The sequence below is a fragment of the Nostoc sp. genome (assembly GCF_036917355.1).
Classification (GTDB): Bacteria; Cyanobacteriota; Cyanobacteriia; order Cyanobacteriales; family Nostocaceae; genus Nostoc.
On the sequence record NZ_JBALDP010000065.1, the window covers coordinates 77,440 to 103,518 of the forward strand.

The following is a 26,079-nucleotide window of genomic DNA, read 5'->3' on the forward strand; positions in this document are numbered from 1 at the left end:
TTTTCGGACATAGCGAATTATCTTTCAAAAACCTCCGCGTACCTTTGCATTAAAAAAAAGCTAGGATTTAGCGCGGCTTTATAAAGAAACGAAATTACTCACCATTATCAGAATTTTCCACGAATGAATATTTTGGATCGCCATAGTCGTAAGGAGGTCTGGTGACAACAGGAATCTCTTCAAAGTTATCTCGCGGAGGTGGTGAAGAAGTTGTCCATTCCAAACCTGTCGCGTGCCAGGGATTATTAACTGCCTTCGCTCCATATAGCCAAGAACTGACAATGTTAGCAATAAAGGGCAGTGTGGATGCTCCCAGTAAGAACGATCCCAGACTAGCGATAACATTCCATCCCTGATACTGGGGATCGTAGGAGGATATTCGCCGTAACATCCCCTGCAAACCTAACGGATGCATAGAGAAAAAGGTGATATTGGCAGGAATAAAGGTCAACCAGAAATGCAGCTTACCCCAACCCTCGGCGTACATCCTGCCAGTTATTTTGGGAAACCAGAAGTAAATTCCGGCAAAGATTGCCATTGTGATGGTATTAAAAACGATGTAATGGAAGTGACCCACGACAAAGTAAGTATTATTGACGTGGATATCAAATGGCGTAGCGGCAAGCATTACACCAGTGACACCGCCAAAAATAAACATTGCTGCACCTCCCATCGCAAATAGCATTGGTGTCTCTAGGTGCAACTTGCTCCTCCAGATTGTGGCAGTCCAAGCGAATGCTTTAACACCTGTGGGTATGGCAACTAACATTGAGGTGGCCATGAAAGTCATCCGCATCCAGCCGGGGGTTGCACTGGTGAACATGTGATGCACCCAAACGAAGATGCTGACTACAGCAATACCTAAAGAAGCAAGAGCAACTGACCGATAGCCAAATAGAGGATTGCGAGAAAAGGCTGGGAGAACTTCCGCAATAATACCGAAGGCTGGTAGCGCCATGATATACACTGCGGGATGAGAGTAGAACCAAAATAAATGTTGGTAAATGATGGGATCGCCACTTCCTTCCGGTTTAAAAAATTGTGTACCGAAGGAGAGATCAAGCAACAGGAGTATCAATGCACCTGTCAAAGAAGGTAAGTTAATTAGCTGCAACAACTGGGCGCTAAAAACTGACCACACAAAGACGGGCATTCTAAAAAATGTCATCCCTGGCGATCGCATCCAAAAGATAGTAGTAACAAAGTTGACAGCCCCCATAATTGAAGAGATGCCGATTAGTACTAGGCTAACTATCCAAATAAATTGACCGTTAATCAACTGACCGGCTGGAACTTGCAGACTAACTGGTGGATAAGACCACCAACCAGCTTGTGCAGTCCCGCTTGGTAGTAAGAAACTAGACAGTAGCAGAAGACCGGCTGGTGGCAAAATCCAAAAAGAGATGGCGTTGAGCAGGGGAAAAGCCATATCCCGCGCACCAATCATCAGCGGTACTAGGTAGTTAGAAAGACCTGCGTTGAAGGGAATAATCCACAGGAAAATCATGATTGTCCCGTGCATGGTGAACAAACCATTGTAAAGGGGGCGGTCAACTAAGTTTGCTTCCGGGGTGAGCAATTCAGCCCGGATAATCATCGCCAACAGCCCGCCAAGTAGAAAGAAAATGAAGGTCATCACCATGTACTGAACGCCGATTACCTTATGGTCAGTACTGAAGCTGAAATATTCCCGCCAGTTATTCTCAGGTTCTCTATTGTTGGCTATAGCTTCACTCAAATCATGTGTCATTATTTATCTTCCTTTGATTCGCTACAGCAGGTTGAGCCGGTGCGACTGTGTACCAGCCGCTTTTGAATAATGTCTTTGGTGGTTGGATATTTTCGGCAATTGCCTGATTTTTAGTATTTGTAGTTTCGTTAGACACTGTTTGCGCGAGCCACTGGTTATACCGATCGAGGGATTCAACGTATACATCTGCTTCCATCAAGGCAAAATAAGTACCACTGAATTGAGAATCTTTCAGCCGATATTTACCTGGGCGAATGGGTGTTAGCACAATGTCAATGTTCCGCCCTGGAACAATATCCTGCTTTAAGCGAAACTCAGGAACGTAGAAACCGTGGATTACTTTCTCTGCTTGCATCTTTAACCGAGTGCTGCGATTGAGCGGCAAGTGTAATTCCTTACTGGTAAGATTATTTGGATAGTGGAAAGACCAATCCCATTGCCTAGCAAAAACATCAATTGTTTCAGATGCAGGTTTGGGGACATCGCTAACGGTTGCAGCGTAGGCGGGTGCAGATTCTAGGGGCGCGTGCAAATGCACAATTTGGTTTAAACCGAGAATATTTAATTGCTGATAAATATTGAAGCTTTGAAAGGCAATCCATATTACTAATAAAGTTGGGGTCGCTGTCCACAATATTTCTAACTTCCCATTACCTCTAGAAGGGTGTCCTTCGCTGTAGTCTTCTGGACGGGCGCGATGAAAGGCGATCGCATACACGATAACACCAACAAGCCCCAGCAAGATAAATGCTCCAATTGAGACTAAAAAGCTAAATAAATCATCTACCCGTTGTGCTTCTGCTGTCGCCTGGGGAGGCATCCAAGAAAATGCCTGTTGTCCAATCCATCGACTGACAATTAGCAGCCCTGCTACATAAAACGCTATTAGTACATATTCCCAAAAACTAAACATAATAATTTCATCTAAGAGTACTTCCCACTTGATTATTTGAGTAGTAAATTTGGGTTTTTACCTTCTTGGAGTAACTTCGCAGCAGTAACGTGAATTCCAAACTCTTCTCCCAATTGCGCCCCCAAAGTTCCGTGGACAAACAAGATGCCCAATATTGCAATACCTGCTAATAAGTAACTCCACTGCACCTGCCTAGAAGCATCCTTGCGCCAGCGATAGCGTTGCAAACCTCTCCATATTGTCATGCCTGCAATCGCTCCCAACAGCAAAACGCCACCTAAACCATGCAAAAGCATCGTCCAACCAGCAGTTAACCCCCAAACGCTCTTTTGATCGATTGGTGGATTGGCTAGCAGTAGCTCGAAAAAACCAGCTGCAACGGTGAAAAAGCTGATAAAAGCTGCTCCTATGAGGTTATACCAGCCGACATCAAAAAAACCAGAACGCAGGGTAGGCAAACCCAAAAATTTGAAGATTGGTTTTTCTAAAGCAAAAAGCGCTCCGGCAATATCAAAAATAATCGCAAGAATGAATAAACCCAATGTTAGATGCACAAATTGCGGATGTATTGGAATCTCATAAGGTAATCCGTTGGCATTCAGCCTCAATCTCAACTGGTCAATCAGTTGCCAGTTCATGGTGCAACTCCCTGCTTCATCGCTTGCACAACTGGCTCGATGTGTAACCCATACACCCAAACTAGCTTGCTTCCTAGATAGACTTGCAAGCACACTAAGCATACTAAAAACGTTGCAGCACCCAAGTAAGCTGGCGGTACTTTCCGTGGAGTGCGTTTGCGAATCACGAAACGCCAAGCTGTAATGCCAACAACAATAGCCGCCAGCGACCAACCCATCACCGTATGAAAATTCAGTGTTGGTTGGACTGCTGGGTAAATGTTCGCCAGACCTGCTTCAAACTGACCAAGAATCACCGCTAAAAAGATAGCTGCTGAGGCCACAAACATATTCCAGAAACTCACTTCAAACAACCGCACGTTACGGGTAAAATAACCCAGCACATCACACACGAAAGAAAAAAGCACCATCGCGATTACGAAATGAACAACGATCGGATGTAGAGGGTCAGGGTATGGTAAATTTTGGTTATTCAGAGACAGAGCAGGCATCGCTTTCTCCTTCATGGGTCTAAATATATATGCGTTGCATGGAATTGCCATCTGCTTAACGCACCATTCATATTTTCCAGAATACTGTGCTAACGTCACAGTTCAACCAATTAAAAAACATTGACAATTTCCGATGCGCTGCAATTTTTTAAGTAGCTTTTGAAATCAAAAATACATAATTACTATTTTTCAGTAATTATTTTCTCCAAAGGTCAAAACTCACTAAAACCACTATATTTCTGCTTGGTATCATATCTTGATTGGTATTTACAAAAACTAAACATTTTATTTTTATTGGCTGGGATTGCTAATAGCAAATCTAATCAAAGGCTTGAGAGACGGCTAAAAATTTTTTAACGTCTTAGAGGTTGTTTGAAAAGTGTTTCACTTTGATTTTAGGGCACTTTTAGATCCTCTCTTACCCCCCTTAATGCCCCCTTATAAAGGGTGGAAACCGGAAAATCTAGTTCCCTCCCCTTTATAAGGGGAGGGTTAGGGAGGGGTAATTCCATAACTTATGTGTACACCGTAGCTTTACAAGAGGGATTTAGGGGTATCTAGAACATTTTGCTACCGACAAGAGGACTTTTCAAACATCCTCTTATATGGTTCTCTTCTTTAGGTCATCTTAAATCTTAGCTTTATTAACTAAAAAATTTACTTTAATCAATAATCAAACTTGTTTTGAATATACCATAAATTTTTCTTGAGATTGATATAAGCTTGAAAATCATATTTTTACAAATCTTAAAAATAAAAACATACTCTTGTCACAGAAATGACAAATGATTTCAATATTTTTTAGTAAAAAACATGCTGGTTATCTTTCTCTAGATAGATTAGAAAAATACTAAAGATTTTTAAAATCATAAGGAAGCAAAACTTTTTTAATCCAGAATTTCCTGATTTGAAAGAAAATTAAAATCGTCAGGGTAAGGCTACGCGCAAAAAGCAAAAATATCATGAAGGTCTTGCAAATATTGAGATATTCACAACGAATACAAGTTTTAAAAATATCGAAAGCATTATGAGCTATTCCCCTTACCTGCTCAAAGGTCAAAAAGCACTTGTGACTGGTGCTAGTTCTGGCATTGGTCAAGCGATCGCTCGTTATTTAGCTTTATCAGGTGCAGCAGTCGCGATCAATTATCATTCGGGATCTGAGTCAGCCCAAGAACTTGTTGATGAGATCAAAGCGGCTAATGGTGAAGCATTTGCTATTCAAGCTGATGTCAGCAAAGAAGACGAAATAAAGGCGATGTTTAGCCAGACAATCGAGCAATTCGGCACTATTGACATTTTGGTAAACAATGCAGGTCTTCAAAAAGATTCACCGTTTGTAGATATGACCCTCGATCAATGGAATAGAGTTATTGAGGTGAATCTGACAGGACAATTCTTATGTGCGCGGGAAGCTGCAAAGGAATTCTTACGCAGGGGTGTACAGCCCGATATTTCATCTGCCGCAGGTAAGATTATTTGTATAAGTTCAGTACATCAGGTAATTCCTTGGGCAGGTCATGTTAATTATGCTGCGAGTAAGGGTGGTATAAATATGATGATGCAAAGTATTGCTCAAGAACTTGCACCCCATAAAATTCGCGTTAATAGTATTGCCCCTGGTGCAATCAAAACTCCCATTAATAAATCAGCTTGGGATACTCCAGAGGCAGAAGCAAAGTTATTAAAACTGATTCCAGCAAAACGTGTGGGTGATGTAGAAGATATCGCTAAAGCAGCGGTTTGGTTAGCTTCTGATGACTCTGATTATGTCTATGGTACAACTCTTTTTGTAGACGGTGGTATGACCTTGTATCCAGGTTTTGCAGACAATGGTTAATTGATAATGCCTACAAAAGTTACTGTTAATCCTGCTTTGATAACAATCAACGATTAAATTTGGCTGTAGGAGACGTTTTGGCACAATGTCGAACAAACCTAATGGGAAATTACCCATCTGGATGGTGAATTAGAAGTTTCTGCATAATTATTATTGACTCTCATGGCATCTGATTCATCTCATAAAACTATATTTGCAGCGATGGGCGCTAACTTAGCGATCGCTATTACTAAATTTATCGCCGCCTCCATTACTGGCAGTTCCGCCATGATATCTGAAGGGATTCATTCGGTGGTAGATACTGGCGATCAACTAGTACTTTTGCTGGGAATTCGGAGAAGCCAAAAGCCAGCAGATGATAGCCATCCCTTTGGTTATGGTCAAGAACTTTATTTCTGGACTTTCATCGTTGCTATCCTGATCTTTGCCCTTGGCGGCGGGATGTCAATTTATGAGGGAATCACTCATTTAATTAAACCTAGCCCTTTAGAAGACCCAATGTGGAATTATATTGTGTTAGGTATGGCAATATTATTGGAGGGTTATTCTTGGACTGTAGCTTTAAAAGAGTTTTTGCCGACCAAGGGGAAACAAAATTTCTGGCAAGCAATCAAAAACAGTAAAGATCCCACAGTATTTACCATATTATTTGAGGATACTGCTGCAATTTTAGGTTTATTTGTTGCCTTAATCGGAATTTTCTTAGGACATCTATTTAATAATGTTTATTTTGATGGCATTGCCTCAATTATTATTGGCATTATCTTGGCTATAGTAGCAGTGGTACTAGCGAGAGAAAGTAAAGGATTGTTACTTGGTGAAAGTGCTAATCCTCAAACCATAGCCAATATCCGCTCTCTATCAAAAACAGAACCAGGAGTGCAAGAAGTTGTACGTGTACTAACAATGCAGCTTGCTCCACAGGAAGTATTACTCAACTTAGAAATCCAATTTTCTAAAAATCTTACAGGTGAGGAAATAGCCTTATCTGTAGAAAGTTTAGAAGTAAAAATTCGCCAAAAGCATCCTGAAATCAAACAAATTTTTATTGAAGCAAAATCCTTAACTGCCGCTCGTAAATTTTCGCCAACTCCTCAATAAATTTTTAATCACATAAATATCAAACACAGCATTTTCCAAATGCACTCAAAGCTTATCGGCACAAAAATGCAGTATGGTAAAGATTATTAGTCAAGCAGAAGCTTTTGGCTCACCCGGTATTGAGCCTCGATGGACTCATGCTAATAAAGATGGAGTCGGAACAGCTTACTCTACCTCTAGTAATATTTGGTTTACTCTTTGGAACGGTATTGTCACTGAAATCTACCATCCCACAGTAGACAAACCCCAAATTCGGGATTTGCAGTATCTAATTTCTGATGGCAAAAGCTTTTTCCACGAAGAGAAACGCCATCTCGAATCCAAAGTAGAACCGATGTGGACTCATGGTTTAGGATTCCATATTACTAATTCCGATCCCCAAGGACGTTATGCCGTAATCAAAGAAGTGATTGCCGACCCGCATTTTCCTTGTATCTTACAGCACACCACATTAACAGGAGAGAGCGATTTTATCTCCCAACTCCATTTATATGCTTTGTGTGCGCCGCATCTGGATGTTGAAGGTATGGGTAATAATGGTTACGCTGTAGAGGTTGCTGGGCATCGTATTTTGATAGCCGAGAAACAAGGAACATGCCTAGCGCTGGGTGCAACAGTTCCCTTTACCCGCCTTTCTTGTGGTTACGTCGGTGAAAGTGATGGTTGGACAGATTTAGCTGATAATTTCCAGATGGATTGGGAGTTTGATAATGCTGTAGATGGCAATCTTGCTTTGACTGGAAAATTAAATTTAGATAGCACTAAAGAGTTTACTTTAGGACTGGCGTTTGGTACGAACTTGCATAATGCAATTTCCACGCTATTTCAGTCGCTTAATATTCCTTTTGAGCAGCAGAAGCAGCAATACAACGAACAGTGGAAGCGATCGCGCCGCAATATCCGACCGCTAGAATGTGTTTCATACAATGATGGAAAGTTGTATCACAACAGCATTAGTTTGTTGTTAGCACATGAAGACAAAACTTATCCCGGTGCGTTGATTGCATCCCTGGCGATCCCTTGGGGTGAAGCCAAAAACGACCAAGACCAAGGAGGATATCACCTTGTCTGGACGCGGGATATGGTTAGCAGTGTATCAGGTTTAGTGGCTGCTGGTGAAACAGAAACAGCAGTGCGATCGCTAATTTATCTTGCAACCAGCCAGCAGGAAGATGGCGGTTTTGCCCAAAATTTCTGGGTTGATGGTAAACCTTACTGGCAAGGTATTCAACTAGATGAGGTGGCATTTCCGATTCTTCTAGCATGGCTATTGCACCAGCAGAAGACTTGTTTAAAATTCGATATTTATCCGATGGTTTTGCGGGCGGCGGGTTATTTAATTCGTCACGGCCCCGCTACCCAACAAGAACGTTGGGAAGAAAACAGTGGTTATTCACCATCAACACTAGCATCCAATATTGCCGCCTTAATCTGTGCTGCTCAATTTGTTCGCGAACGTGGCGATGAAGCAACAGCAAAGTTTATAGAAGAATACGCTGATTTTTTAGAATGTCACATTGAAGCTTGGACAGTTACTACTGAAGGAACTTTAGTTCCTGGGATCAAACGGCACTATATCCGAATTACTCCTACAGATATTAATAATCCTCACCCCAACGAAAATCCTAACCAAGGAACTCTTTTTATCAGCAGTCAACCACCTAGCGAACCAGCAGAATTTCCAGCCAAGGAAATTGTCGATGGCGGATTTCTCCAATTAGTACGTTATGGAATTCGCAAACCTGATGACCCGATTATTGTTGATTCTGTCAAAGTAATTGACGCAGTTTTAAAAGTAGATACACCTGCTGGGCCTTGTTGGCATCGTTACAACCACGACGGTTACGGACAGCAAGAAGACGGCAGTGCTTATACTGGTTATGGTAAGGGACGCGCTTGGCCTCTGTTGACAGGAGAACGAGGACATTATGAACTAGCTGTTGGCGGCGATGTCAAAACATATATCAAGGCGATGGAAGGATTTGCTTCAGACACTTGTTTGCTACCAGAACAGGTTTGGGATGAGGCAGATATCCCTGATATCTATATGTATTTAGGAAAACCAACAGGTTCAGCGATGCCTTTAATGTGGGCGCACGCAGAGTATATCAAGCTGCTACGGTCAACTGATGACGGAAAGGTGTTTGATTTTATTCCAGAGGTGGCAAATCGCTATTTAGGCGAAAGAAAGCAGTGTAAATCATTGGAAATTTGGAAGTTTAACCGACAAATCAGCCAAGTTAAAAAAGGTCAAATATTGCGAATTCACGCTTTAGCATCTTTTCAATTGCACTGGTCAGATGATGATTGGCAAACCACACAAGATACGCTTTCTACTTCTACAAAGTTAGGAGTGAATTTTGTAGATATTTCTGTTTCTGATAAGCAGCAACAGACAATCAGCTTTACCTTTTTCTGGATTGAAAGCAGTAAATGGGAACAACGCAATTATACGATTGCAGTTGACTCCCAGAGACTCTGACTATAGAGCAATCCTGTCGCTTGAGGTAAGACATCTTGCAAAAGTAGCAAATGCCAAGATGTTGGGGTGGATGTTAAAGGTTAAAGGGTAAGGGAAAATTCCATACCTTTACCCTTTCCCCTTTCACCTTTTTCCTACTTCTGCAAGAAGTCTGTAGTGATGGGGACAGTTAACTGACAGTTCAGAACCGTTATCTTTATCTAATTAAATAGTAACGAAAGATTAAGCATAGCAAATGACTGTGCGCCTCACTCAAAGGAATCTTTCTTAAGGCAAATAGATAAAAGTGAAGCTAGGGAGTAAAATATTTGAATAAATTAAAACTGATTTAATTCAGAACAAATAATATGTTGAGTATACTTTGGGGTATTGTTGTTATACTCGTTGCTTTTTGGGCATTAGGACTGGCACTTCATATTGCCGGAAATCTCATTCATGCAGTGCTACTTATAGCTATTGGCCTTGCTATCTATAATTTTTTCAAAGCGCGCGATGTGTGAAGATATATAGCATTTCCTCGTCATGGTGAAGGTACATTAGACTCCCTTCCTCGCTTGCGAAGAAAGGTTAAGGATGCAGTTCTTGTACCTCACTCATTATCTTGGCAATTGCAAACAAATAATCTCCATAATTGTTTTGATACTTTTTAACAATCTCAGTAATGCTTTCTGTGCAGTAAATCATCCAAAATAACCAGCTGCCAAGACACAGTAAATTTATTTCAAAGCAGGGATTATTACAGCAAAAATACTTTTGTAAGGCGGGCAAGACTTCGGCTACGTTCAGGCGAATGCTGCCCACCTCATAAGTAATTGGATGCTTTTTATTTGAAAGTCCCTCTGAGAACTTTTAAACCAGTGCTGCCGTTGCTTTTAATCTAAAAATCTTCTCAATTACATCTTCTACTACCTTATCTGGGGTAGAAGCGCCAGAAGTAATACCTACAACAATTTCCCCATCAGGCAACCAGTTTTCTGTAGTTATTAACTGCCCATTTAATTGCCGATGTTCAATAGAATATGCTGATTTCAGGCGTTCAACAGTATCAATATGATAAGAAGGAATTCCTCGCTCAAAGGCAATTTGTTGCAACTGAGTAGTATTCGAGGAATTAAACCCACCAATTACTACCATCAAATCTAAATTATGTTCCACTAATTCCAGCATGGCATCTTGCCGTTCTTGAGTGGCATCACAAATGGTGTTGAAGCTTTGGAAATGCTGATTTAACTCAGTGGGCCCATACTTCTGTAACATAGTCCGCTCAAAAAGCTTGCCTATTTGCTCAGTTTCGCCTTTAAGCATTGTAGTTTGGTTAGCAATGCCAACTCTTTCTAAATCGCGATCGGGGTTAAATCCTGCTGAACAAGCTTTCGCAAATTTTGTTAAAAATTCTTCACGGTTGCCACCATTGATAATATAGTCAGCAACATATTCTGCTTCTTGCAAATTCAACACAATTAAATACTTGCCAGCGAAAGAACTAGTCGCAACTGTTTCTTCGTGCTTATATTTACCGTGAATTATTGATGTATAATCGATTTTTTTGTGCTTTTCTACTGTATTCCAAACTTTAGATACCCAAGGACAAGTTGTATCAACAATTTTGCAGCCTTTATCGTGAAGTATCTGCATTTCTTGAACGCTAGCCCCAAAAGCGGGTAATATGACCACATCACCAATTCCGACAACAGAAAAGTCTTTATTCTTTCCTTCAATGGGGATGAATTGTACTTCCATCTCCTGCATCCGCTGATTTACAGAAGGGTTGTGGATAATCTCGTTAGTAATCCAGATGTGTTCTGTGGGGAAGTGCTGACGAGTTTCGTAGGCCATAGCCACAGCCCGTTCTACACCCCAGCAAAAGCCAAAGGCTTGTGCTAGTCGGATTGTCACATTACCCCGTTGCAGAGTGTAATTGCGATCGCGAATTTCCTGAATCAAGTTACTCTGATACTCAGATTGCAACTGGGTGGCAACTTCTGCTTGATGACCAAAGCCCTTGCGATTGTAATTTTCTGAATGTTGGAGGCTGCGCTTAAAAGCTTTTGTATCCATTAGATTTTCTACTTAAACTCACTATTTCTTATTTTCTCGCGCCTAGACGCGATTAATACAGAGTTGTATTCAAAGATATTATCAGAGAGGGGCAAAGGGAAAAGGATTTAATGCCTTTACCCTTTACCCTTTAACCTTTTCCCTTCTTTTTCTTGCTGGGGTTTTAATTCAATCTCACTATAAATCTGCAATGCAGAACGCCAAACCATATAGCCTTCAGGACTTAAGTGTAAGCCATCAGTAGTAAATTCGCGGCGGAGATTTCCTTGCTTATTGGTAAACAGGGGATGTAAATCGAGATATTTCACACCTTTTTTGGTAGATATGCTTTGCAGCTGCTGATTCAACTCGCGAATACGACTATTGGCAACAGCCAGAAGTTTATCTCGTCCTTTCCAAGTTGCTGCTTCTGCCCCATGTGGCAAAATCGATTGGACAACAATTTGTGCTGTGGGGTGCGTCTTTTGTAGGTAATTGATAATTTGTCGCTGATTATCTAAAATTTCTCCATTGCCCATGCCCCGAATTAGGTCATTAATGCCAATCATCACAAAAATCACCTCTGGCTGGGTGCGGTCAAATATTTTTAATCTTTTTAAGAGTCCATTGCTGGTTTCGCCAGAAATTCCTTGATTGAGCCAATTTTTACCTTCGGGTAATAACTCAGGGGGAAACCACAAACTTAGGGAATCTCCCGCCAGGATAGTTAAATGCGGAGGATGTTGGTCAGCAGCGACCTTGGCTTCTTGGTTGAGGATATCTACCCACTCTTGATAAGTGAGTTGGTGACGGCGACCTAAATCAGGTGTAGCAATTTGCGGTGAGTTGTTCAGGTTGATTGGCTGTGGGGATGCGATTATCCCAAAAAAAGCGGCCAATCTCTGCTGTTGCCAAATTAGCAGAATGACCGCCAACATTAAGATGCCGTTGGTTAACAGCGAGAAAAATGCCCAGATAGGAAAGGTTTTTGCAGATGTAGACACGACTAGCGAAATTTACCAATTATTTGAATCAAATTTTAACGCTAGCGATCGCAAATTACCCAATCTTCAAGTGGAAAGTGAGGAGAAGGGGAAGCAAACAGACTAACTCCTAACTCCTAACTCCTAACTCCTAACTCCTAACTCAGCACTAATTACTAAGTAGGACGATCGCCAAACTCGGAGTTGTAACCTTCTTCACCGTGTTCGTTGATATCCAAACCTTGCAATTCTGCTTCCTCTTTGACTCGCAGCCCGACTGTAGCATCGATAACTTTGAGAATAATCCACGTACCAACACCTGCGATCGCATAAGCAACGGCAATTGCTACTAGTTCAACTCCCAATTCACCAAAATTACCACGCAGCACTCCGTCTTTACCTGCTCCATTGACTTGAGTAGTGGCAAAGATAGCCGTTAAAATTGCCCCTATCGTACCACCAACCCCATGCACGGGAAAGGTATCTAAAGCATCGTCAATTTGTAGCTTGTGCTTGAAACTGATGGCATAGAAGCAAACAAAGGCGGTGATGAAACCAATTAAAATCGCTGATAGCGGTGTGACAAATCCGGCGGCGGGAGTGATGCCCACTAAACCAGCAACGGCTCCTGTAGCTGCTCCCACGGCGGTTGGTTTACCCCGTAAAGCACTCTCCAAAATTAGCCACATTAAAGCCGCTGCTGCTGCCGCTGTATTGGTGGCGACAAAGGCTGTTGTTGCCACATTTGTAACTAAGTTACCAGAGGTTCCACTAGCAACAGATAGGGCGCTCCCAGCGTTGAAACCGAACCAACCAAACCACAACAAGCCAGCACCCAATAAAATGAAAGGAACATTGTGCGGCGGACTAAGGCGATCGGGATGGGTTTTGCGAGGACCAAGGACGATCGCAGCTACCAGGGCTGAAACCCCAGAACTAATATGAACTACTGTGCCACCTGCAAAGTCCAGGGCACCTAATCCACCATACAAACCTAAAAATCCACCTTTCGCCCAGACCATGTGGGCCAGGGGAGCGTAAACAAAGGTTGACCACAGGAGCACAAACAGCGAATAGGCGCGGAAACTCATCCGCTCTGCGATCGCTCCAGAAATCAAAGCTGGGGTGATAATGGCAAACATGGCCTGGTAGATCGTGAATGCCTGATGGGGTATTGTTCCGGCATAAGAGACGACTTCCGGCGGGTTTGACCCTTTAAGATAATCGGTTATCTCTAACCCGACACCATTCAACCCCAGCCATTGCAATCCACCGATAAACGGTAAACCTGGCGCAAAGGAAAGACTATAGCCCCACAGAATCCAGGTAACTCCGACGATTGCCATTAACACAAAGCTCATCATCAATGTGTTTAGGACGTTGCGCGATCGCACAAATCCACCATAGAAAAACGCCAATCCTGGTGTCATTAGCAGCACAAGTGCTGCTGAAATCAGCATAAATGCTGTGTCTCCGGTATCAGCAGTAGGCGGGGCAGCAGTTGGGGTTTGGGCAAAAGCATTGCCCATCAACGGCCCTCCTAAAAATAGTAGGGTGATAGCTCCAATCATCACAACTTTCTTCAACACTTTTTTTTTCTTCCTAAGCACCAACAATTTGTATCCTTAACTACATTTGATTACTTTTATTGACACATTTTTGTCTTGAAAGTTACTTAACCTGAATTTTCTTGAAATGTTAACAAAAATATAATCCTGATTTGTAGTTGCCAAGATTTAAATTAGCGTATAAACACGCAATCATTACATTGCATCTTTTTTTTTGAAGAATAGAAGAATAGTACTTTATTCAAACCGGACAAAATTACGAATTTTTAGTTACTTACTGTTACAAACCAAAATAATTGTGATATTTGACGAGCATTGTAAATTATTGTCAGTATTTTCAGATAATTCGCCCAAATATGCAGCAGATTTCAACTTCTCTACGAACGCGAACACCCTGTTAAAGACAGAGGCTATGCCAATATGAGGTACAGAAATATCTTACTCGTGCGATCGCGATCTTCTTTTAGAGAAGGGAGAAGCAAGTAGCATGAGGGTTGGGAGAAATATACCTTATGTAGTGGCAAATGCTGCATCATGAGTTCTCATATCTCCCGCATCAACACGTAGATATCCAGATGACTGCTTTTAACAGGTTAGTTGCGAAAAAACTTTTGCAATTTTGCGTGAGATTATTATCTGTTTAAAAGGGAACACTATAAAAGTTCAAAATAATCTAGAAATTTTACTTAAGTTCTGGGAGCAAACATGATAATTAAAACACTCACTAAAGCTAAACATACTCCGATTAAGTCGTAGCGGTCTGGAGTTACCCCGTCTACCTTCCAACCCCAAAGCATTGCCATTGCAATAAACACGCCGCCATAAGCCGCATAGACTCTGCCAAAATTTGTTGGTTGGAGAGTTGCAATAACCCCATAGAAGGCTAAAGCAATTCCCCCCAATATGCCCAACCAGGACGGCTTACCTTCGCGCAACCACAACCAGATTAAGTAGCCGCCCCCAATTTCCAATAAACCAGCCCACAAAAAATACAGCAGGGACTTAATCATTTGATCGATTATTTAACAACATATAACTCAGTAAAATTACGCTAACGCTTTTAAGTAAACTATTGTCATTAATTAAAGGTAAGTTTGTTGACCAAATTGGGCATAGGGCACAAGAGGCAGAGGTGCAAAGAGGCAAAGGGGAAACTTACTGCAACTTCTCCTCTCTTTTCTGTCCCTCTCCTCCTCCGGTTACTGAGTTTACGGTGAGCGCAGTCGAACTGCGTAGTCGTTGGCGCAGCCTCTCGTAGAGAAGTATGCTCCCTTATCCCTCCACTCCCCACTCCCCAGAATGTAGATAAGGCTCAAGGATGAAAGCACCATTACCTGATAACGAAGCCCAGAGAATCGAGGCAATTTTGCAGTATAAGATTCTCGATACGCCATCGGAAGCCACCTTTGACGATCTGACTCGTTTAGCCTCGTATATTTGTCAGACTCCTATTGCCTTAATTAGCCTAATTGATACAAATCGCCAATGGTTCAAGTCAAAAGTCGGTTTGCATTCCCCAGAAACGCACCGAGATTTCGCATTCTGTGCCCATGCTATTCTCCAGTCTGATGTTTTGGTCGTGCCTGATGCAAAAAATGACGAACGGTTTGCAACAAATCCACTAGTGACATCTGACCCAAATATTCGGTTTTATGCTGGTGTACCTTTAACTAACCCTGAAGGATACACCCTCGGAACCCTGTGTGTAATTGACTACGTAGCACGAGAACTTACTCCAGAACAAATAGAGGGATTACGAACTTTAGGTCGTCAAGTCATTAAGCAACTGGAATTGCGCCGAAATTTAGCAAGTTTGGTACTTCCTTCCAAGAAAAGCAACCAAGTACAGAGGGTACGCAAGCAACTTTTCAAAAAGATTGCAGCAAGTTTTGGTTTGTCGTCAATAATTTTGGTTCTGATTGGGGTGGTTTCTTATCAAAATACAAAAGTATTTACTAATTTTAATCGCGGTATAGTAAAACATACTTATAAAAAAATTAACACCCTAGAGAAAATACTGTCCCAGGTAAAGGATGCTGAAATTGGACAACGTAGTTACATCTTCACTGGAGAAAAACTTTATCTAAAATCGTATCAAACAGCATTTGATAACGTCGATGGAGAAATTGCCAAGCTGAGGAATTTAACAGCAGCTCAAGCGAAACAACAAAAGCAGATGGCAACGCTTGAATTTCTGATAACGGCTAAACTTACTGAACTAAAACAGACTATCTATTTGCGCCAGAACAAGGGATTAGAGGCGGCGTTGCAGGTACTGCTGAAAAACGATCGAGAAAATCTCATGGATGATATCCGCAAGGCGATCGATGAGATGGAAAACGAGGATAGGGGACGAATTAGACAGCAGTCACAAGCAGCAAAGACTTGGACTCGCAACACAATTCTCACATTGGCGATCGCTATTTGTCTAAGTTTTATCGTTCTTACTGTAGTCTACTACTCGATCTATCGTGAGGTTATTGAGCGGAAGAGGACAGAAGAAAGCTTAAATCAAGAACACAACTTTATCTCAGCAGTTCTTGATACAGTCGGTGCGTTGGTAATAGTTCTCGATTCCCAAGGGCAAATCGTTCGTTTCAATCAAGCCTGTGAGCAAATAACTGGTTACTCCTTTGATGAGGTGAGGGGTAGGCATAGCTGGAATTTGTTTCTACCTCCTGAAGAAGTGGAGCCAGTTAAAGCAGTTTTTGAGCAGTTACGATCTGGTCAAGTTTCCAATAATTATGAAAATTATTGGGTAATGAAAGATGGTAGTCGGCGGCTGATTGCCTGGTCGAATACCATCTTAAAAGACTATGAGGGCTGTGTTGAATACATCGTTGGTACTGGCATTGACATTACCGATGCCAAACGAACACAACATCATCTGACTGCACAATATGCTGCAACCCGCGTCCTAGCAGAGTCCGCCACCATTAGCGAAGCTACTCGCCAAATATTGCAAGGAATCTGTGAGAGTTTGGTATGGGATTTGGGTGAAATTTGGATGGTAGATGAGCAAGCAAATGTGCTGCATTTTCTCGATATCTGGCATAAAGCATCCATTGAGATGCAAAAGTTTGAAATACTGAAGCGGCAAACCACCTTTGCACCCGGAATTGGACTACCTGGAAGGGTTTGGGCTAGTTCTGAATCGGTTTGGATTGCTGATATCGCTAAAGATATTAATTTCCCTAACTTCAAAATAGCTGCTCAAGTAGGACTGCATGCAGCTTTTGGTTTTCCGATCCGCAGCGGTAACAAAATCCTCGGTGTGATTACCTGCTTCAACCGGGAAATCCAGCCCCTTGACGAAGATTTAGTAAAAACGATGAATTCTATCGGCGAGCAAGTAGGGCAATTTATCCAGCGTAAACAGGCTGAAGAAGAAATACAACGCCAAAATTTGCGATCGCAACTATTTACCGAAATCACCCTGAAGATTCGTCAGTCTTTGGACATCCAAGAAATTCTCCAAATCACTGTCGAAGAGGTACAAAAGATTCTCCAGACTGACCGAGTTTTAATTTATCAGCTTTTGCCAGATCAGTCTGCAAATACCGTTATTGAAGCAGTAGTTTCTGGCTTACCAGCAATCAAAGAGCAAAACAACACCGCCCCCTACTTTGAAGCAGAATATCTCCAACAGTACTATCTACAGCAGTACCGTCAAGGCAAGATTTTCGGACTGGATAACTTGGATCTCCTGGAAGTTGAACAAAGCCATCTGGAATTAATGCAACAGTTTGGGGTCAAAGTCAATTTAGTTGTACCCATTCTTGTTAAAGAAGAACTTCGTGGTTTGCTCATAGTTCATCAGTGTGACGATTCCCATCACTGGTCTAACTTTGAAACCGATCTTTTGCGGCAAATAGCCGACCAAGTAGGTATTGCTTTAACCCAAGCCCAACTATTAGCAGCAGAAACTCGTCAGCGACAAGAACTTGAAATTGCCCGTCGCCAAGCTGAATTAGCTTCGCAGACGAAAAGTGCTTTTTTGGCAAATATCAGTCATGAAATTCGCACTCCGATGAACGCTGTGTTGGGGATGACCAGTTTGGTCTTAGATACTCCCTTAGACGAAGAACAGCGAGATTTTATTGAAATAATTCGCAGTAGTGGAGACGCTCTTTTAAGTTTGATCAACGAGATTTTGGATCTTTCCAAACTTGAGGCTGGAGAGATGGCTCTGGAAACTTTAGATTTTAACCTATCCACTTGTGTGGAAGAAGTGGTGGAATTATTGGCTCCCTCAGCCCATAACAAGGGATTAGAAATTGCTGCACTAATCGATCGCAACGTCCCCACTCAACTCAAAGGAGATACTGGTAGGTTGCGGCAAATTTTGATGAACTTAATCAGCAACGCCATCAAGTTTACCAGCGTTGGCGAAGTATTAGTGCAAGCCGAATTGCGATCGCTTTCCTCAACTACAGCCACCATCCATTTTGCCATTACAGATACAGGGCTTGGTATTAGCCCTGAAGACCAACGCAAACTCTTTACCCCATTTACCCAAGTGGATGCTTCGACCACTCGCAAGTATGGTGGTACCGGTTTGGGATTAGCCATCTGTAAACAACTTGTAACTTTGATGGGAGGAGCAATCGGGGTAGAAAGTCAGATGGACAAAGGATCTAAGTTTTGGTTTGAGGTGCTTTTTACCAAACAAGTTGAGCCTGTTGAACCAAAATGCGAACGCGGACTTTTGCAAAATCGCCGCTTATTGGTAGTGGATAACAACACTACTAATTATAAAATTATCTCCCATCAAGCTACTCATTGGGGAATGGAGGTAGATCGAGCTGACAGTATTGCTGGGGCCGTTAAAGTTATTCAGCAAGCTAGCGAGGAGGGTAAATCATATCATGTTGCCTTGGTTGATATGCAAATAGCCCAAACAAATGGTATGACAATAAAAGAACAAATTCCAGCCAATTCTGCAATTGCTAAGATCCCTTTGATTATGCTCGCCTGTACTAATCAACGCGATGAAGTGCAACAGGCGCTCAAAATCGGATTTGCTACTTATTTATTCAAACCCATTAAGCCATCACGACTCCTTGATGCCATCATAAATATTTTAGAAACTCAGCCGGAATCAGAACAAGAATTTAGAGGCAGGAGGCTAGAGGCTACAGAAGAAATTCCGAGTACAGAAACTTCAGATATTCTGACTTCTTCCTCTAACCTCTCTACTAAATCCAAGTTAAGAATTCTGTTAGCCGAAGATAATTTGGTGAATCAGAAAGTAGCACTAAACCAACTCCAGAGTTTGGGCTATAAAGCCGATGTCGTTGCCAATGGAAAGGAAGTTTTGCAGCTATTAGAAAAAATTCCTTACGATTTGATTTTAATGGATTGCCAAATGCCAATTCTCGACGGTTTGGAAACCACAAAAGAAATTCATCGTTGGCAAGAGGATGCTTTTGCATTGGGTCATCGTCCTGTGGTGATTGCGATGACAGCTAATGTGATGAAAGAAGACGAACAAACCTGTCTAAATGCCGGAATGGATGACTATTTGAGTAAGCCAGTATTTAAAGAAAAATTGGCTGAGACTTTAGAGCATTGGACAGGTGTGATTGTTTCCCAGCAAGAGGCAGGTGTGTATGAACAGACAGTTTCCACTGACTTAGCAATTGATTGGGAACACTTGCATCGGATATCGGGAAACGATCAAGAATTTGAATTAAATTTATTGCAAATATCTATTGAAGATATTAAACCCCGTTTAGAAATAATTAAAGCAGCGATCGCCGCTAATGAATTTGAGCAAATAGCACGAGAAACTCATCACCTTAAAGGTGCTAGTGCCAACATTGGAGCCACAGCTATGTACTTAGCAACTGACAAACTAGAACAACTAGCTAGCGATCGAGACCTTAAAGGTACTACTAATTTACTTTTAGAATTAGAAGAATTTGTCAACCGCATTCAATACTTTTTAATTAAAAACAAAGTCGTGAAGGAGGCAGGAGCCAGGGGGCAGGTGGGCACTGAGCGATTTGCCTACAGCAATGGAATAGACCTCTTGCAAAAGTCCCCTAACACCCCACCCCCAACCCCTCCCCGCCGGCGGGGAGGGGAGAATTTGACGTAAGTCAAAGGCGGGGTGGGGTTCTTTTTTTGATTTATAAGGATAATTGCCCGATCCATCCCGACACTTGACATTATGCAAATTATGTAGTATAAATGTAGTATAAAAGAAAAGCCTCCTCAAAAGCATTGCAATAATGCTTTCCTTGGGTCTGTAGCTCTAACGGTAGAGTTCCCGGATGTCACTTGTGCCCTGACAGAAAAAGCTTACATACTTGCTCAATGGTAGAGCGATCGTCTCTAAAACGATAAGTTGCAGGTTCAATTCCTGCGGTGTAACCACAGCTTTTTCGACTCGCACGAGGTGTGAGTGTAACTCTCACGGGGAGGGTATCGGTTCAATCCCGATCAGATCCACTAATATCAATTCGTAATTAAAACAAGAGGTGATTGTAATGGTTCATATTCGATTTGAAGGACGTTCTGTTGATGTGCCAAAAACACAATTGGGAATTGCAGCAGGGATGAACGATCTGGCAGTGAAGGAGCGCGTTGCTCGGCATTTAGATGTGAATAGCGATCGCCTTTCTGCTTACGTAATCGATCGCCGTCCTAGTGGCGATTTGATCGTTCGCCCTGAAGCTGTCTATGGTTAAGTTCCAGAGTCATCCGTGCCTTAACAGAAGAAGCATACATACACATTGATAACGGCCCTAAGGTAGTGAAGTTCGAGCGATCGGACTAAGCGAAGCATGATTTCTAAGTCTCTCGCAGATTTAGCGTGCGTGCCCACTGCCAATATTTGGTAAGAGCGGCCGTAGCTGTAAAAAGCTTCTTGAACTTGCACGGAATGATTTAAGACTTAATTCCGCGCCCTAACTTGTAAAGCCTACACACACCATCCGGCAACGGAATGCAGGTTCAAATCCTGCCGCTCCCTTTGATGGGAGCGTAGCCAAATTGGTATAGGCAATTGTGAAAACTGCTTTGCTAACTTGTGCGGAATTTCAATTATTTGAATTGTATTTATCTATAACCTTTACTCAATACGGAGGTGAGTTCAATGATGTTAGCTAACTCATGTTTAATAACAACTCAATTAGTACAACTGCATTTAAAGAACGTGAGATATGAGCGAACATCGTTTGAGCGAGATTGTGATTGAGCGTCCTCGCGGTGGGAGAAGAATTAGCCTCAAAAAGGTGACTGGCTTTAAGAAGCAATTATACAAAATCACCCAGGATGCAATTCAGGATGGATTGTTGAATCCCTACCTGATTAAACCAATAAATAAATCTAAGTATCTTTCAGACCATCTCGGCCCTCTGCGTCGGTTTTTGCGATCGCAAGTCGGACAACCTTGGAATGAGGTTTACAGCCAACTGTGTCAACGACTAGATCCCAGTACAATGGCAGGACGGCATGTTATCGATCATGTCTGGGACTATGTTGAACGGCATGTAGAAATAATTGATGGTGGTTTTTATAGCAAGCCTTACCAAGGGTATCCAAATCAGCTAGATACAAGCTATCGCGATCGCTTCTATATCCATCCTGAAACTGGAATTCTTTGTGCAGCCGAAAAAGTACCTCGAAAGCAGAAGCAAAAGCAGGAACAAACTGATATTGTCATCATTGATAATTATCATCAATACCAAAAGCTAAACGAAATTTGGTATTTAATTACCTTTGAAGATTTGCCATCACCACCCATTCATTATGTGACGGATGCTGTCAAAGGTATAATTCATCGTTCTGTGGCATATACAGGTCGAATGATTTACGCTGTTAAGAAACAGCAGTGTAACAAGAAAGAAATTCGATTTATTTTAAATCAACTTTCTAAAACCTAAAATTTTCACTTCGTGCCCTAACTGAAAAAGCTTACATACTAGCCGAATGGTAAGGCACTTGACTGAAGCTCAAGCAACTACGGGTTCAAATCCCGTGTGTGAATCAACAGCTTTTTCGACTTGCACGAAGCGATCTTATTTCATTTCAATATGGAGGTGAGAACGATGAAAAAGATTAATTCTTTCAACATCGAGCCTGAAGATTTCGACGAATTTGACGATTTCTGCTTTTGAACCATCGAGCAAACGTCGTCGTGGCTACCCATCTGAAAAAGCTGTTAAACGTGGCAATCGCCTTGTTCGTGGCGACAAGGAACTACAAGAAAAGCTTGGTAACAATGACCTTTGTCTTTGTGGTTCTGGTCGCTGCTTTCAAAAAGTGCTGTCGCAATAGCGGCAGATATGATGGCAGCTTACGCAGCTACTACTTTTAGGGAGTAGTACCAATGATTTCGATACTTTACATCAAATTTTTAATTGGCAGTTGTTGCCGCGCCCCGATCGCAGAAGCTTACATAACTCTGCACAAGTTATACACAATGCTTCTACAACTTGCGCGGTGATATCACCTCGCGTGCAACATCTGCCTCCTCATCCATCACAACTAGAGGAGGTTCATAATGAATACCGCAGAACGTGACCTGCGTTTGGAAATGCTCAACAGTTTGCTCACAACTCCTCACCGCAAGCTTGAGCAAGTCGCAGAAATTCATCAGTTGATTGTTGAACTCGATCCCATCTTCTACGGACACCTGGCAGTTTGGTATCAGCTTCATGGTGATGTCCGCGACCACAAGGAGGTGTTTATTGCTCATTTGTTAACTAGCAATTTGACTGAACACCGAGATGCTGGATTTATGATGCTGCAAGAGTTTCCACCCTATCAGGTGGCTCGTGTGGTGGACTTCATGAAGCAGCAGCAGAATAAACTGCCTCGTTCCGCTCGCACTGCGGTACGGCGTTACTTGAAGACACGAGAAAGCAATCCGGCTCTGTTCGATCGCGCCGCTTTGCGAGGTCGTAAAGCAATGAAGCACTTATATGCTTCACTGCACATCAAGCCAAATGAGCGGGCAAATGCGATTCTGTTCCGCGATACTCCTCCAGAGGGTTCCTTAGCAAATGTGCTGAAGCAGCTTGCTAAGGCAGAAAATGCCGCAGAACAGGCACGGCTGATTGTGGAGTTCAAAATTCCCTATACGATCGCAGTTGGTGCGATCGTGCAACTTACACCAGTTGTATTGGTGGCGTTAATCAATAGCATGTCTCCACAAGAAGCGATCAACAACCTCAAGTCTCTCCAGAATAGAGGTGCAATGGATCACCCACAAGTTAAGAAGCTGATTGATTCCAAGCTGGAAGCAGCGTCTAAGAGTGGGCGTGTCTCAGCATTCAAAGCACAGATTGCCACAGACGCAGGAGATTTTGACGCAGACACCGTTGCCCAACTGGAAAAGGTGACAAACGAACAGGTGAAGCGGCGTGGTGCGATCGCTCGTCCAACTGCTTTATTGGTGGATAAGTCTGGTTCAATGGAAAATGCGATCGCGATCGGTAAGCAACTCGCTGCCCTAATCTCTGGTATCACTAAGGCAGAACTGTTTGTCTACGCCTTCGATACCATCCCTTACGCTGTTACGGCAAAAGGCAAGGAGTTGAGCGACTGGGAGCGTGCCTTCCAGCATATCAATGCAGGCGGTGGTACTAGCATCGGCTGTGCATTGGAAGCAATGCGGAAGAAGAAGCAGGTAGTTGACCAGATAATTTTGGTGACGGATGAGGGCGAAAATGCTGCTCCTTACTTTGGTGAAGTTTACAAGAACTACTGCCGGGAGTTGGCGATAATGCCCAATGTGGTGATTGTCCGCGTGGGTACTCATTACAACTGGGTGGAGAGTCAACTGAAGCAGCAGCAAGCACCTGTAGATACGTTCACTTTCGCGGGTGACTACTACAGTTTGCCGAACATCGTCCCACTCCTGACGCGCCCCTCTCGTCTGGATTTGCTAATGGAGATTTTGGATATGCCGTTGCCTGTACGAGAGGATAAGTAGATTTAGCTTGTGACATTGCTCATCAAAAGTAGTGGGCAATGTCCTCAATAAAGCTTAATCTGAACTATCTACCTGCATTAATTGGTATTTGCCCTTTCATAAGGTAGCTCATTAGGATGGGAAATTGAATCTCAATTCTGGGCATTGCCGAGTTTAGCCAGGATAAGAAACCAAACAGTACTTTGGGATCATGTTCTATATCTATGGATATTAATCCTGGTATAGTATTGCCTTTATGATCCGCAAACTGAAAGGTACCTTGACCATCTCCGAAATTAATAATTTGACCTCTGTTCAATATAAATATACCATCAAGCTGTTGCCAGAAATCAAGATTGTTATCAGCATTAAAGCGTTTTGTTTTCTCTAAGAGTGTACTCAATGACAACTGTGATTCAAATGCAAATAAAAAGTATGGGCGCTTTTCAACAAATCTCTTTAAATCAGATGGATTTATAAAAGTACGCATTCCATCTTGGAGATTTACTTTAAGCTGTTTATAATTTAAACAATTTCTAAGTATGCTATCAAAATCATTGCTGTTTAGAACACTTTTAACTTCACCAACACAAGCTATCCCTTCTATGAAGAAAACACTTGGTTTTGTTAAATCGTTTAGATAGGGATGATACTCATTAGTAATTACTAAATCCAGTTGTGTAGATGAATTACCATCAAAATCTACTACTTCTCCCTGGCCAATTCTGTTATGAGGTGGTAAAAATTCTCGCAAGAACTCACGGATCACTTCTTCTACATTGCTCCCCATGTTGCCTTTGTGTTGATAAGAAGCTCTAATCTCCTGTAGCCTTAATTCCATTTGTTTTTGAAGCAAATCTAGTTTCCTTTCTAGCACACTGGCTCCTTTAGGTTTACCAAAATCAGGATCATTTTTCTTACGTCTTTTTGCTTCACCCATAACTGTCTGCTTAAAGATATCAATACTAAAATTTAGTATTCCCTCCTTAGTCTAAATTGTTTTATCTTAAGTTATGTAGTTTATTGTAGTAAAAACTGTTGTTATTAATTTAGCGATCGCTCAACCCAAGCAGGTGATACTGATGAACGACATAAAGAAGGCGTATAAATTAGCAGCGATCGCTCTACTCCAAAATCCCTATTTTCATCTCTTCCAATTTTATGTAGTATATTGTATTATATTAATATCCTGCGTGCCCCAACTCTTGGAGCCTACATACTAGTACGAGAGGAAAAGTAACACTGTCAAATACAGTGGGCGTGTGTGAACGGGGAGTGCGAAGAACCTGGGAGGTAGGCTTAAAAGTAGCCATCCTTGAAAGAGTGTGTAACAACTCACCAGCAGAGTCCCTCTAGTAACTTAGAACACGCAATGCTCCACCAACTTGCACGCAGAATTATATTAATTCGTAATTAATAAAGTTAGATTTACTCAAGGTTTTTAGGGTTGTATTTATAGCCTTATTTTGGAAAATTGGTATTAGTTATGACTAACATATTTAAGCTAATCAACCAAATTGCGATCGCAGAAGCACAATTGTCTACAACCCAATTCCTTGCGCCCTGCATCAAAGGTGGACGAGTTCGCACACGGGTAGCCGGGATGATCTATACCTTCAGTCCAAAGCCTAATAAATTTGAAGGTTGGGGCATCTTTCAGCCTGTGAATGAGAAAACAGCAACGGTTGTAGAAGAAGCAGACTTACCCCAAATTGCAGAATACCTGCAACACTTTCCCCAAATACGGCTGCGGTTAGCACATCAACTGCGGAAACAAACTTGGTTAGCATACCCCGTGAATGAAGTAGATATGCGTCAACGGTTAAAGGTAGTTAAGCCGATCGCAGTCCACTTAGTTACCGAGGGCGTTACCTTTGAGCAAATCATTGCCCGATGGAATGGACATTCATGCTGGTTTGAGGAAGTAGATCGCCGTACCGATCCGGCAATTTCTGAAACTCTGCAATCTGCCGTCAAGCAACTCATTCCTGCTGAAGAATTACAGTTTAAGGGCATTACTCCAGAAATCCGCACAGTGTATGAATTAGCAACGCGGCGCATTGAGGGATTTACTCAACCCCAACAGGATGAAAAGCGATTGAGAAAGGCATTGCAAATGGGTGGCGGTGAATTAAATCAATTCCACGATCGCAACGATTATTGGACAGTCGATTGGACAACTGCTGATGGCGTTCGCCATAGTAGTGCGATCGCTAAAGCTGACTTGACTGTTGTCAGTTCTGGCATTTGTCTGAGTGGACGCGATCGCGATTTTGACTTGCAATCCTTAGTAGGTGTCATGGCAAAACAAGAGTAGTTAATTACGAATTACGAATTACGAATTAAGAATT

The 26,079-nt window shown here is 42.1% G+C and carries 20 protein-coding genes and 1 tRNA gene; 11 read left to right on the forward strand and 10 right to left on the reverse strand.

From position 1 onward, the window contains the following. Positions 1–94 precede the first annotated feature (94 nt). Genes ctaD through V7K53_RS21580 form a run of 4 tightly spaced genes read right to left on the reverse strand, consistent with a single transcriptional unit; the run spans position 95 to position 3,792 of the window. Entirely contained in the window at positions 95–1,750 is a 1,656-nt protein-coding gene (gene ctaD, locus V7K53_RS21565) for a cytochrome c oxidase subunit I (protein ID WP_335199584.1), read from the reverse strand. Then, positions 1,740–2,663, reverse strand: coding sequence for a cytochrome c oxidase subunit II (locus V7K53_RS21570; protein ID WP_335199585.1), 924 nt, complete (start codon positions 2,661–2,663; stop codon positions 1,740–1,742). The genes ctaD and V7K53_RS21570 overlap by 11 nt, the downstream gene beginning before the upstream one ends. 32 nt (positions 2,664–2,695) lie before the next feature. Continuing rightward, entirely contained in the window at positions 2,696–3,301 is a 606-nt protein-coding gene (locus tag V7K53_RS21575) for a DUF2231 domain-containing protein (protein ID WP_335199587.1), read from the reverse strand. Further along, positions 3,298–3,792 carry a DUF2231 domain-containing protein gene (locus V7K53_RS21580; protein WP_335006827.1) on the reverse strand — a complete coding sequence of 165 codons (495 nt, stop codon included), beginning with the start codon at positions 3,790–3,792 and terminating at the stop codon, positions 3,298–3,300. The genes V7K53_RS21575 and V7K53_RS21580 overlap by 4 nt, the downstream gene beginning before the upstream one ends. A 1,027-nt stretch (positions 3,793–4,819) precedes the next feature. Between V7K53_RS21580 and V7K53_RS21585 the strand changes: the two genes are divergently transcribed. The 4 genes from V7K53_RS21585 to V7K53_RS21600 all read left to right on the forward strand — a co-directional run bounded on the left by V7K53_RS21585 (position 4,820) and on the right by V7K53_RS21600 (position 9,715). Beyond that, entirely contained in the window at positions 4,820–5,632 is an 813-nt protein-coding gene (locus V7K53_RS21585; protein ID WP_335199589.1) for an SDR family oxidoreductase, read from the forward strand. A gap of 162 nt (positions 5,633–5,794) precedes the next feature. Further along, positions 5,795–6,733, forward strand: a complete 939-nt coding sequence (locus V7K53_RS21590; protein ID WP_335199591.1) for a cation diffusion facilitator family transporter — start codon at positions 5,795–5,797, stop codon at positions 6,731–6,733. 73 nt (positions 6,734–6,806) lie between these two features. Continuing rightward, the gene (locus V7K53_RS21595; RefSeq protein ID WP_335199593.1) at positions 6,807–9,215 is read left to right on the forward strand and encodes a glycoside hydrolase family 15 protein; all 2,409 of its coding nucleotides are present in this window, start codon (positions 6,807–6,809) and stop codon (positions 9,213–9,215) included. 347 nt (positions 9,216–9,562) lie between these two features. Continuing rightward, entirely contained in the window at positions 9,563–9,715 is a 153-nt protein-coding gene (locus V7K53_RS21600; RefSeq protein WP_334841545.1) for a lmo0937 family membrane protein, read from the forward strand. Between the two features lie 349 nt (positions 9,716–10,064). Here the strand turns inward: V7K53_RS21600 and V7K53_RS21605 are convergent, their stop codons facing one another. The 4 genes from V7K53_RS21605 to V7K53_RS21620 all read right to left on the reverse strand — a co-directional run bounded on the left by V7K53_RS21605 (position 10,065) and on the right by V7K53_RS21620 (position 14,813). Continuing rightward, positions 10,065–11,273 (reverse strand): 4-hydroxy-3-methylbut-2-enyl diphosphate reductase, encoded by a 1,209-nt coding sequence (locus tag V7K53_RS21605; RefSeq protein WP_335199594.1) that lies wholly within the window; start codon positions 11,271–11,273, stop codon positions 10,065–10,067. A gap of 116 nt (positions 11,274–11,389) precedes the next feature. After that, on the reverse strand, positions 11,390–12,256 hold the full coding sequence (locus V7K53_RS21610) for an SGNH/GDSL hydrolase family protein (RefSeq protein WP_335199595.1): 867 nt from the start codon (positions 12,254–12,256) through the stop codon (positions 11,390–11,392). A gap of 155 nt (positions 12,257–12,411) precedes the next feature. Continuing rightward, positions 12,412–13,764, reverse strand: a complete 1,353-nt coding sequence (locus tag V7K53_RS21615; RefSeq protein WP_442940506.1) for an ammonium transporter — start codon at positions 13,762–13,764, stop codon at positions 12,412–12,414. Between the two features lie 725 nt (positions 13,765–14,489). Next, entirely contained in the window at positions 14,490–14,813 is a 324-nt protein-coding gene (locus V7K53_RS21620; protein ID WP_094350754.1) for a YnfA family protein, read from the reverse strand. 308 nt (positions 14,814–15,121) lie between these two features. Between V7K53_RS21620 and V7K53_RS21625 the strand changes: the two genes are divergently transcribed. Beyond that, positions 15,122–19,906 carry a GAF domain-containing protein gene (locus V7K53_RS21625; RefSeq protein ID WP_335199597.1) on the forward strand — a complete coding sequence of 1,595 codons (4,785 nt, stop codon included), beginning with the start codon at positions 15,122–15,124 and terminating at the stop codon, positions 19,904–19,906. A gap of 156 nt (positions 19,907–20,062) precedes the next feature. On the opposite strand, the gene V7K53_RS21630 is transcribed toward V7K53_RS21625, so the two are convergent. Continuing rightward, on the reverse strand, positions 20,063–20,185 hold the full coding sequence (locus V7K53_RS21630) for a hypothetical protein (RefSeq protein ID WP_335199598.1): 123 nt from the start codon (positions 20,183–20,185) through the stop codon (positions 20,063–20,065). 112 nt (positions 20,186–20,297) lie between these two features. Between V7K53_RS21630 and V7K53_RS21635 the strand changes: the two genes are divergently transcribed. From V7K53_RS21635 to V7K53_RS21655, 5 genes are all read left to right on the forward strand, one after another. Then, a complete protein-coding gene (locus V7K53_RS21635; protein WP_099100993.1) occupies positions 20,298–20,498 on the forward strand; it encodes a hypothetical protein in 201 nt (66 codons plus the stop codon). 474 nt (positions 20,499–20,972) lie between these two features. Continuing rightward, positions 20,973–21,695: a hypothetical protein gene (locus tag V7K53_RS21640; protein WP_335199599.1), complete on the forward strand. Its 723-nt coding sequence runs from the start codon at positions 20,973–20,975 to the stop codon at positions 21,693–21,695. Positions 21,696–21,727: 32 nt separating this feature from the next. Next, positions 21,728–21,796 (forward strand) — tRNA-Phe (locus V7K53_RS21645). A gap of 113 nt (positions 21,797–21,909) precedes the next feature. After that, on the forward strand, positions 21,910–22,089 hold the full coding sequence (locus V7K53_RS21650; protein WP_335199601.1) for a hypothetical protein: 180 nt from the start codon (positions 21,910–21,912) through the stop codon (positions 22,087–22,089). 226 nt (positions 22,090–22,315) lie between these two features. Continuing rightward, the gene (locus V7K53_RS21655) at positions 22,316–23,749 is read left to right on the forward strand and encodes a vWA domain-containing protein (protein WP_335199603.1); all 1,434 of its coding nucleotides are present in this window, start codon (positions 22,316–22,318) and stop codon (positions 23,747–23,749) included. A gap of 64 nt (positions 23,750–23,813) precedes the next feature. Here the strand turns inward: V7K53_RS21655 and V7K53_RS21660 are convergent, their stop codons facing one another. Beyond that, positions 23,814–24,668, reverse strand: coding sequence for a DUF6602 domain-containing protein (locus tag V7K53_RS21660; RefSeq protein WP_335185775.1), 855 nt, complete (start codon positions 24,666–24,668; stop codon positions 23,814–23,816). Positions 24,669–25,214: 546 nt separating this feature from the next. Here V7K53_RS21660 and V7K53_RS21665 point away from each other — a divergent pair. After that, positions 25,215–26,045: a hypothetical protein gene (locus V7K53_RS21665; RefSeq protein WP_335199604.1), complete on the forward strand. Its 831-nt coding sequence runs from the start codon at positions 25,215–25,217 to the stop codon at positions 26,043–26,045. Positions 26,046–26,079 lie beyond the last annotated feature (34 nt).

Bases quoted from the DNA above. Each gene is read 5' to 3' on its own strand.
- ctaD (WP_335199584.1), bottom strand. From the start codon at position 1,750: ATGACACATGATTTGAGTGAAGCTATAGCCAACAATAGAGAACCTGAG.
- V7K53_RS21570 (WP_335199585.1), bottom strand. From the start codon at position 2,663: ATGTTTAGTTTTTGGGAATATGTACTAATAGCGTTTTATGTAGCAGGG.
- V7K53_RS21575 (WP_335199587.1), bottom strand. From the start codon at position 3,301: ATGAACTGGCAACTGATTGACCAGTTGAGATTGAGGCTGAATGCCAAC.
- V7K53_RS21580 (WP_335006827.1), bottom strand. From the start codon at position 3,792: ATGCCTGCTCTGTCTCTGAATAACCAAAATTTACCATACCCTGACCCT.
- V7K53_RS21585 (WP_335199589.1), top strand. From the start codon at position 4,820: ATGAGCTATTCCCCTTACCTGCTCAAAGGTCAAAAAGCACTTGTGACT.
- V7K53_RS21590 (WP_335199591.1), top strand. From the start codon at position 5,795: ATGGCATCTGATTCATCTCATAAAACTATATTTGCAGCGATGGGCGCT.
- V7K53_RS21595 (WP_335199593.1), top strand. From the start codon at position 6,807: ATGGTAAAGATTATTAGTCAAGCAGAAGCTTTTGGCTCACCCGGTATT.
- V7K53_RS21600 (WP_334841545.1), top strand. From the start codon at position 9,563: ATGTTGAGTATACTTTGGGGTATTGTTGTTATACTCGTTGCTTTTTGG.
- V7K53_RS21605 (WP_335199594.1), bottom strand. From the start codon at position 11,273: ATGGATACAAAAGCTTTTAAGCGCAGCCTCCAACATTCAGAAAATTAC.
- V7K53_RS21615 (WP_442940506.1), bottom strand. From the start codon at position 13,764: ATGGGCAATGCTTTTGCCCAAACCCCAACTGCTGCCCCGCCTACTGCT.
- V7K53_RS21620 (WP_094350754.1), bottom strand. From the start codon at position 14,813: ATGATTAAGTCCCTGCTGTATTTTTTGTGGGCTGGTTTATTGGAAATT.
- V7K53_RS21625 (WP_335199597.1), top strand. From the start codon at position 15,122: ATGAAAGCACCATTACCTGATAACGAAGCCCAGAGAATCGAGGCAATT.
- V7K53_RS21635 (WP_099100993.1), top strand. From the start codon at position 20,298: ATGGTTCATATTCGATTTGAAGGACGTTCTGTTGATGTGCCAAAAACA.
- V7K53_RS21640 (WP_335199599.1), top strand. From the start codon at position 20,973: ATGAGCGAACATCGTTTGAGCGAGATTGTGATTGAGCGTCCTCGCGGT.
- V7K53_RS21655 (WP_335199603.1), top strand. From the start codon at position 22,316: ATGAATACCGCAGAACGTGACCTGCGTTTGGAAATGCTCAACAGTTTG.
- V7K53_RS21660 (WP_335185775.1), bottom strand. From the start codon at position 24,668: ATGGGTGAAGCAAAAAGACGTAAGAAAAATGATCCTGATTTTGGTAAA.
- V7K53_RS21665 (WP_335199604.1), top strand. From the start codon at position 25,215: ATGACTAACATATTTAAGCTAATCAACCAAATTGCGATCGCAGAAGCA.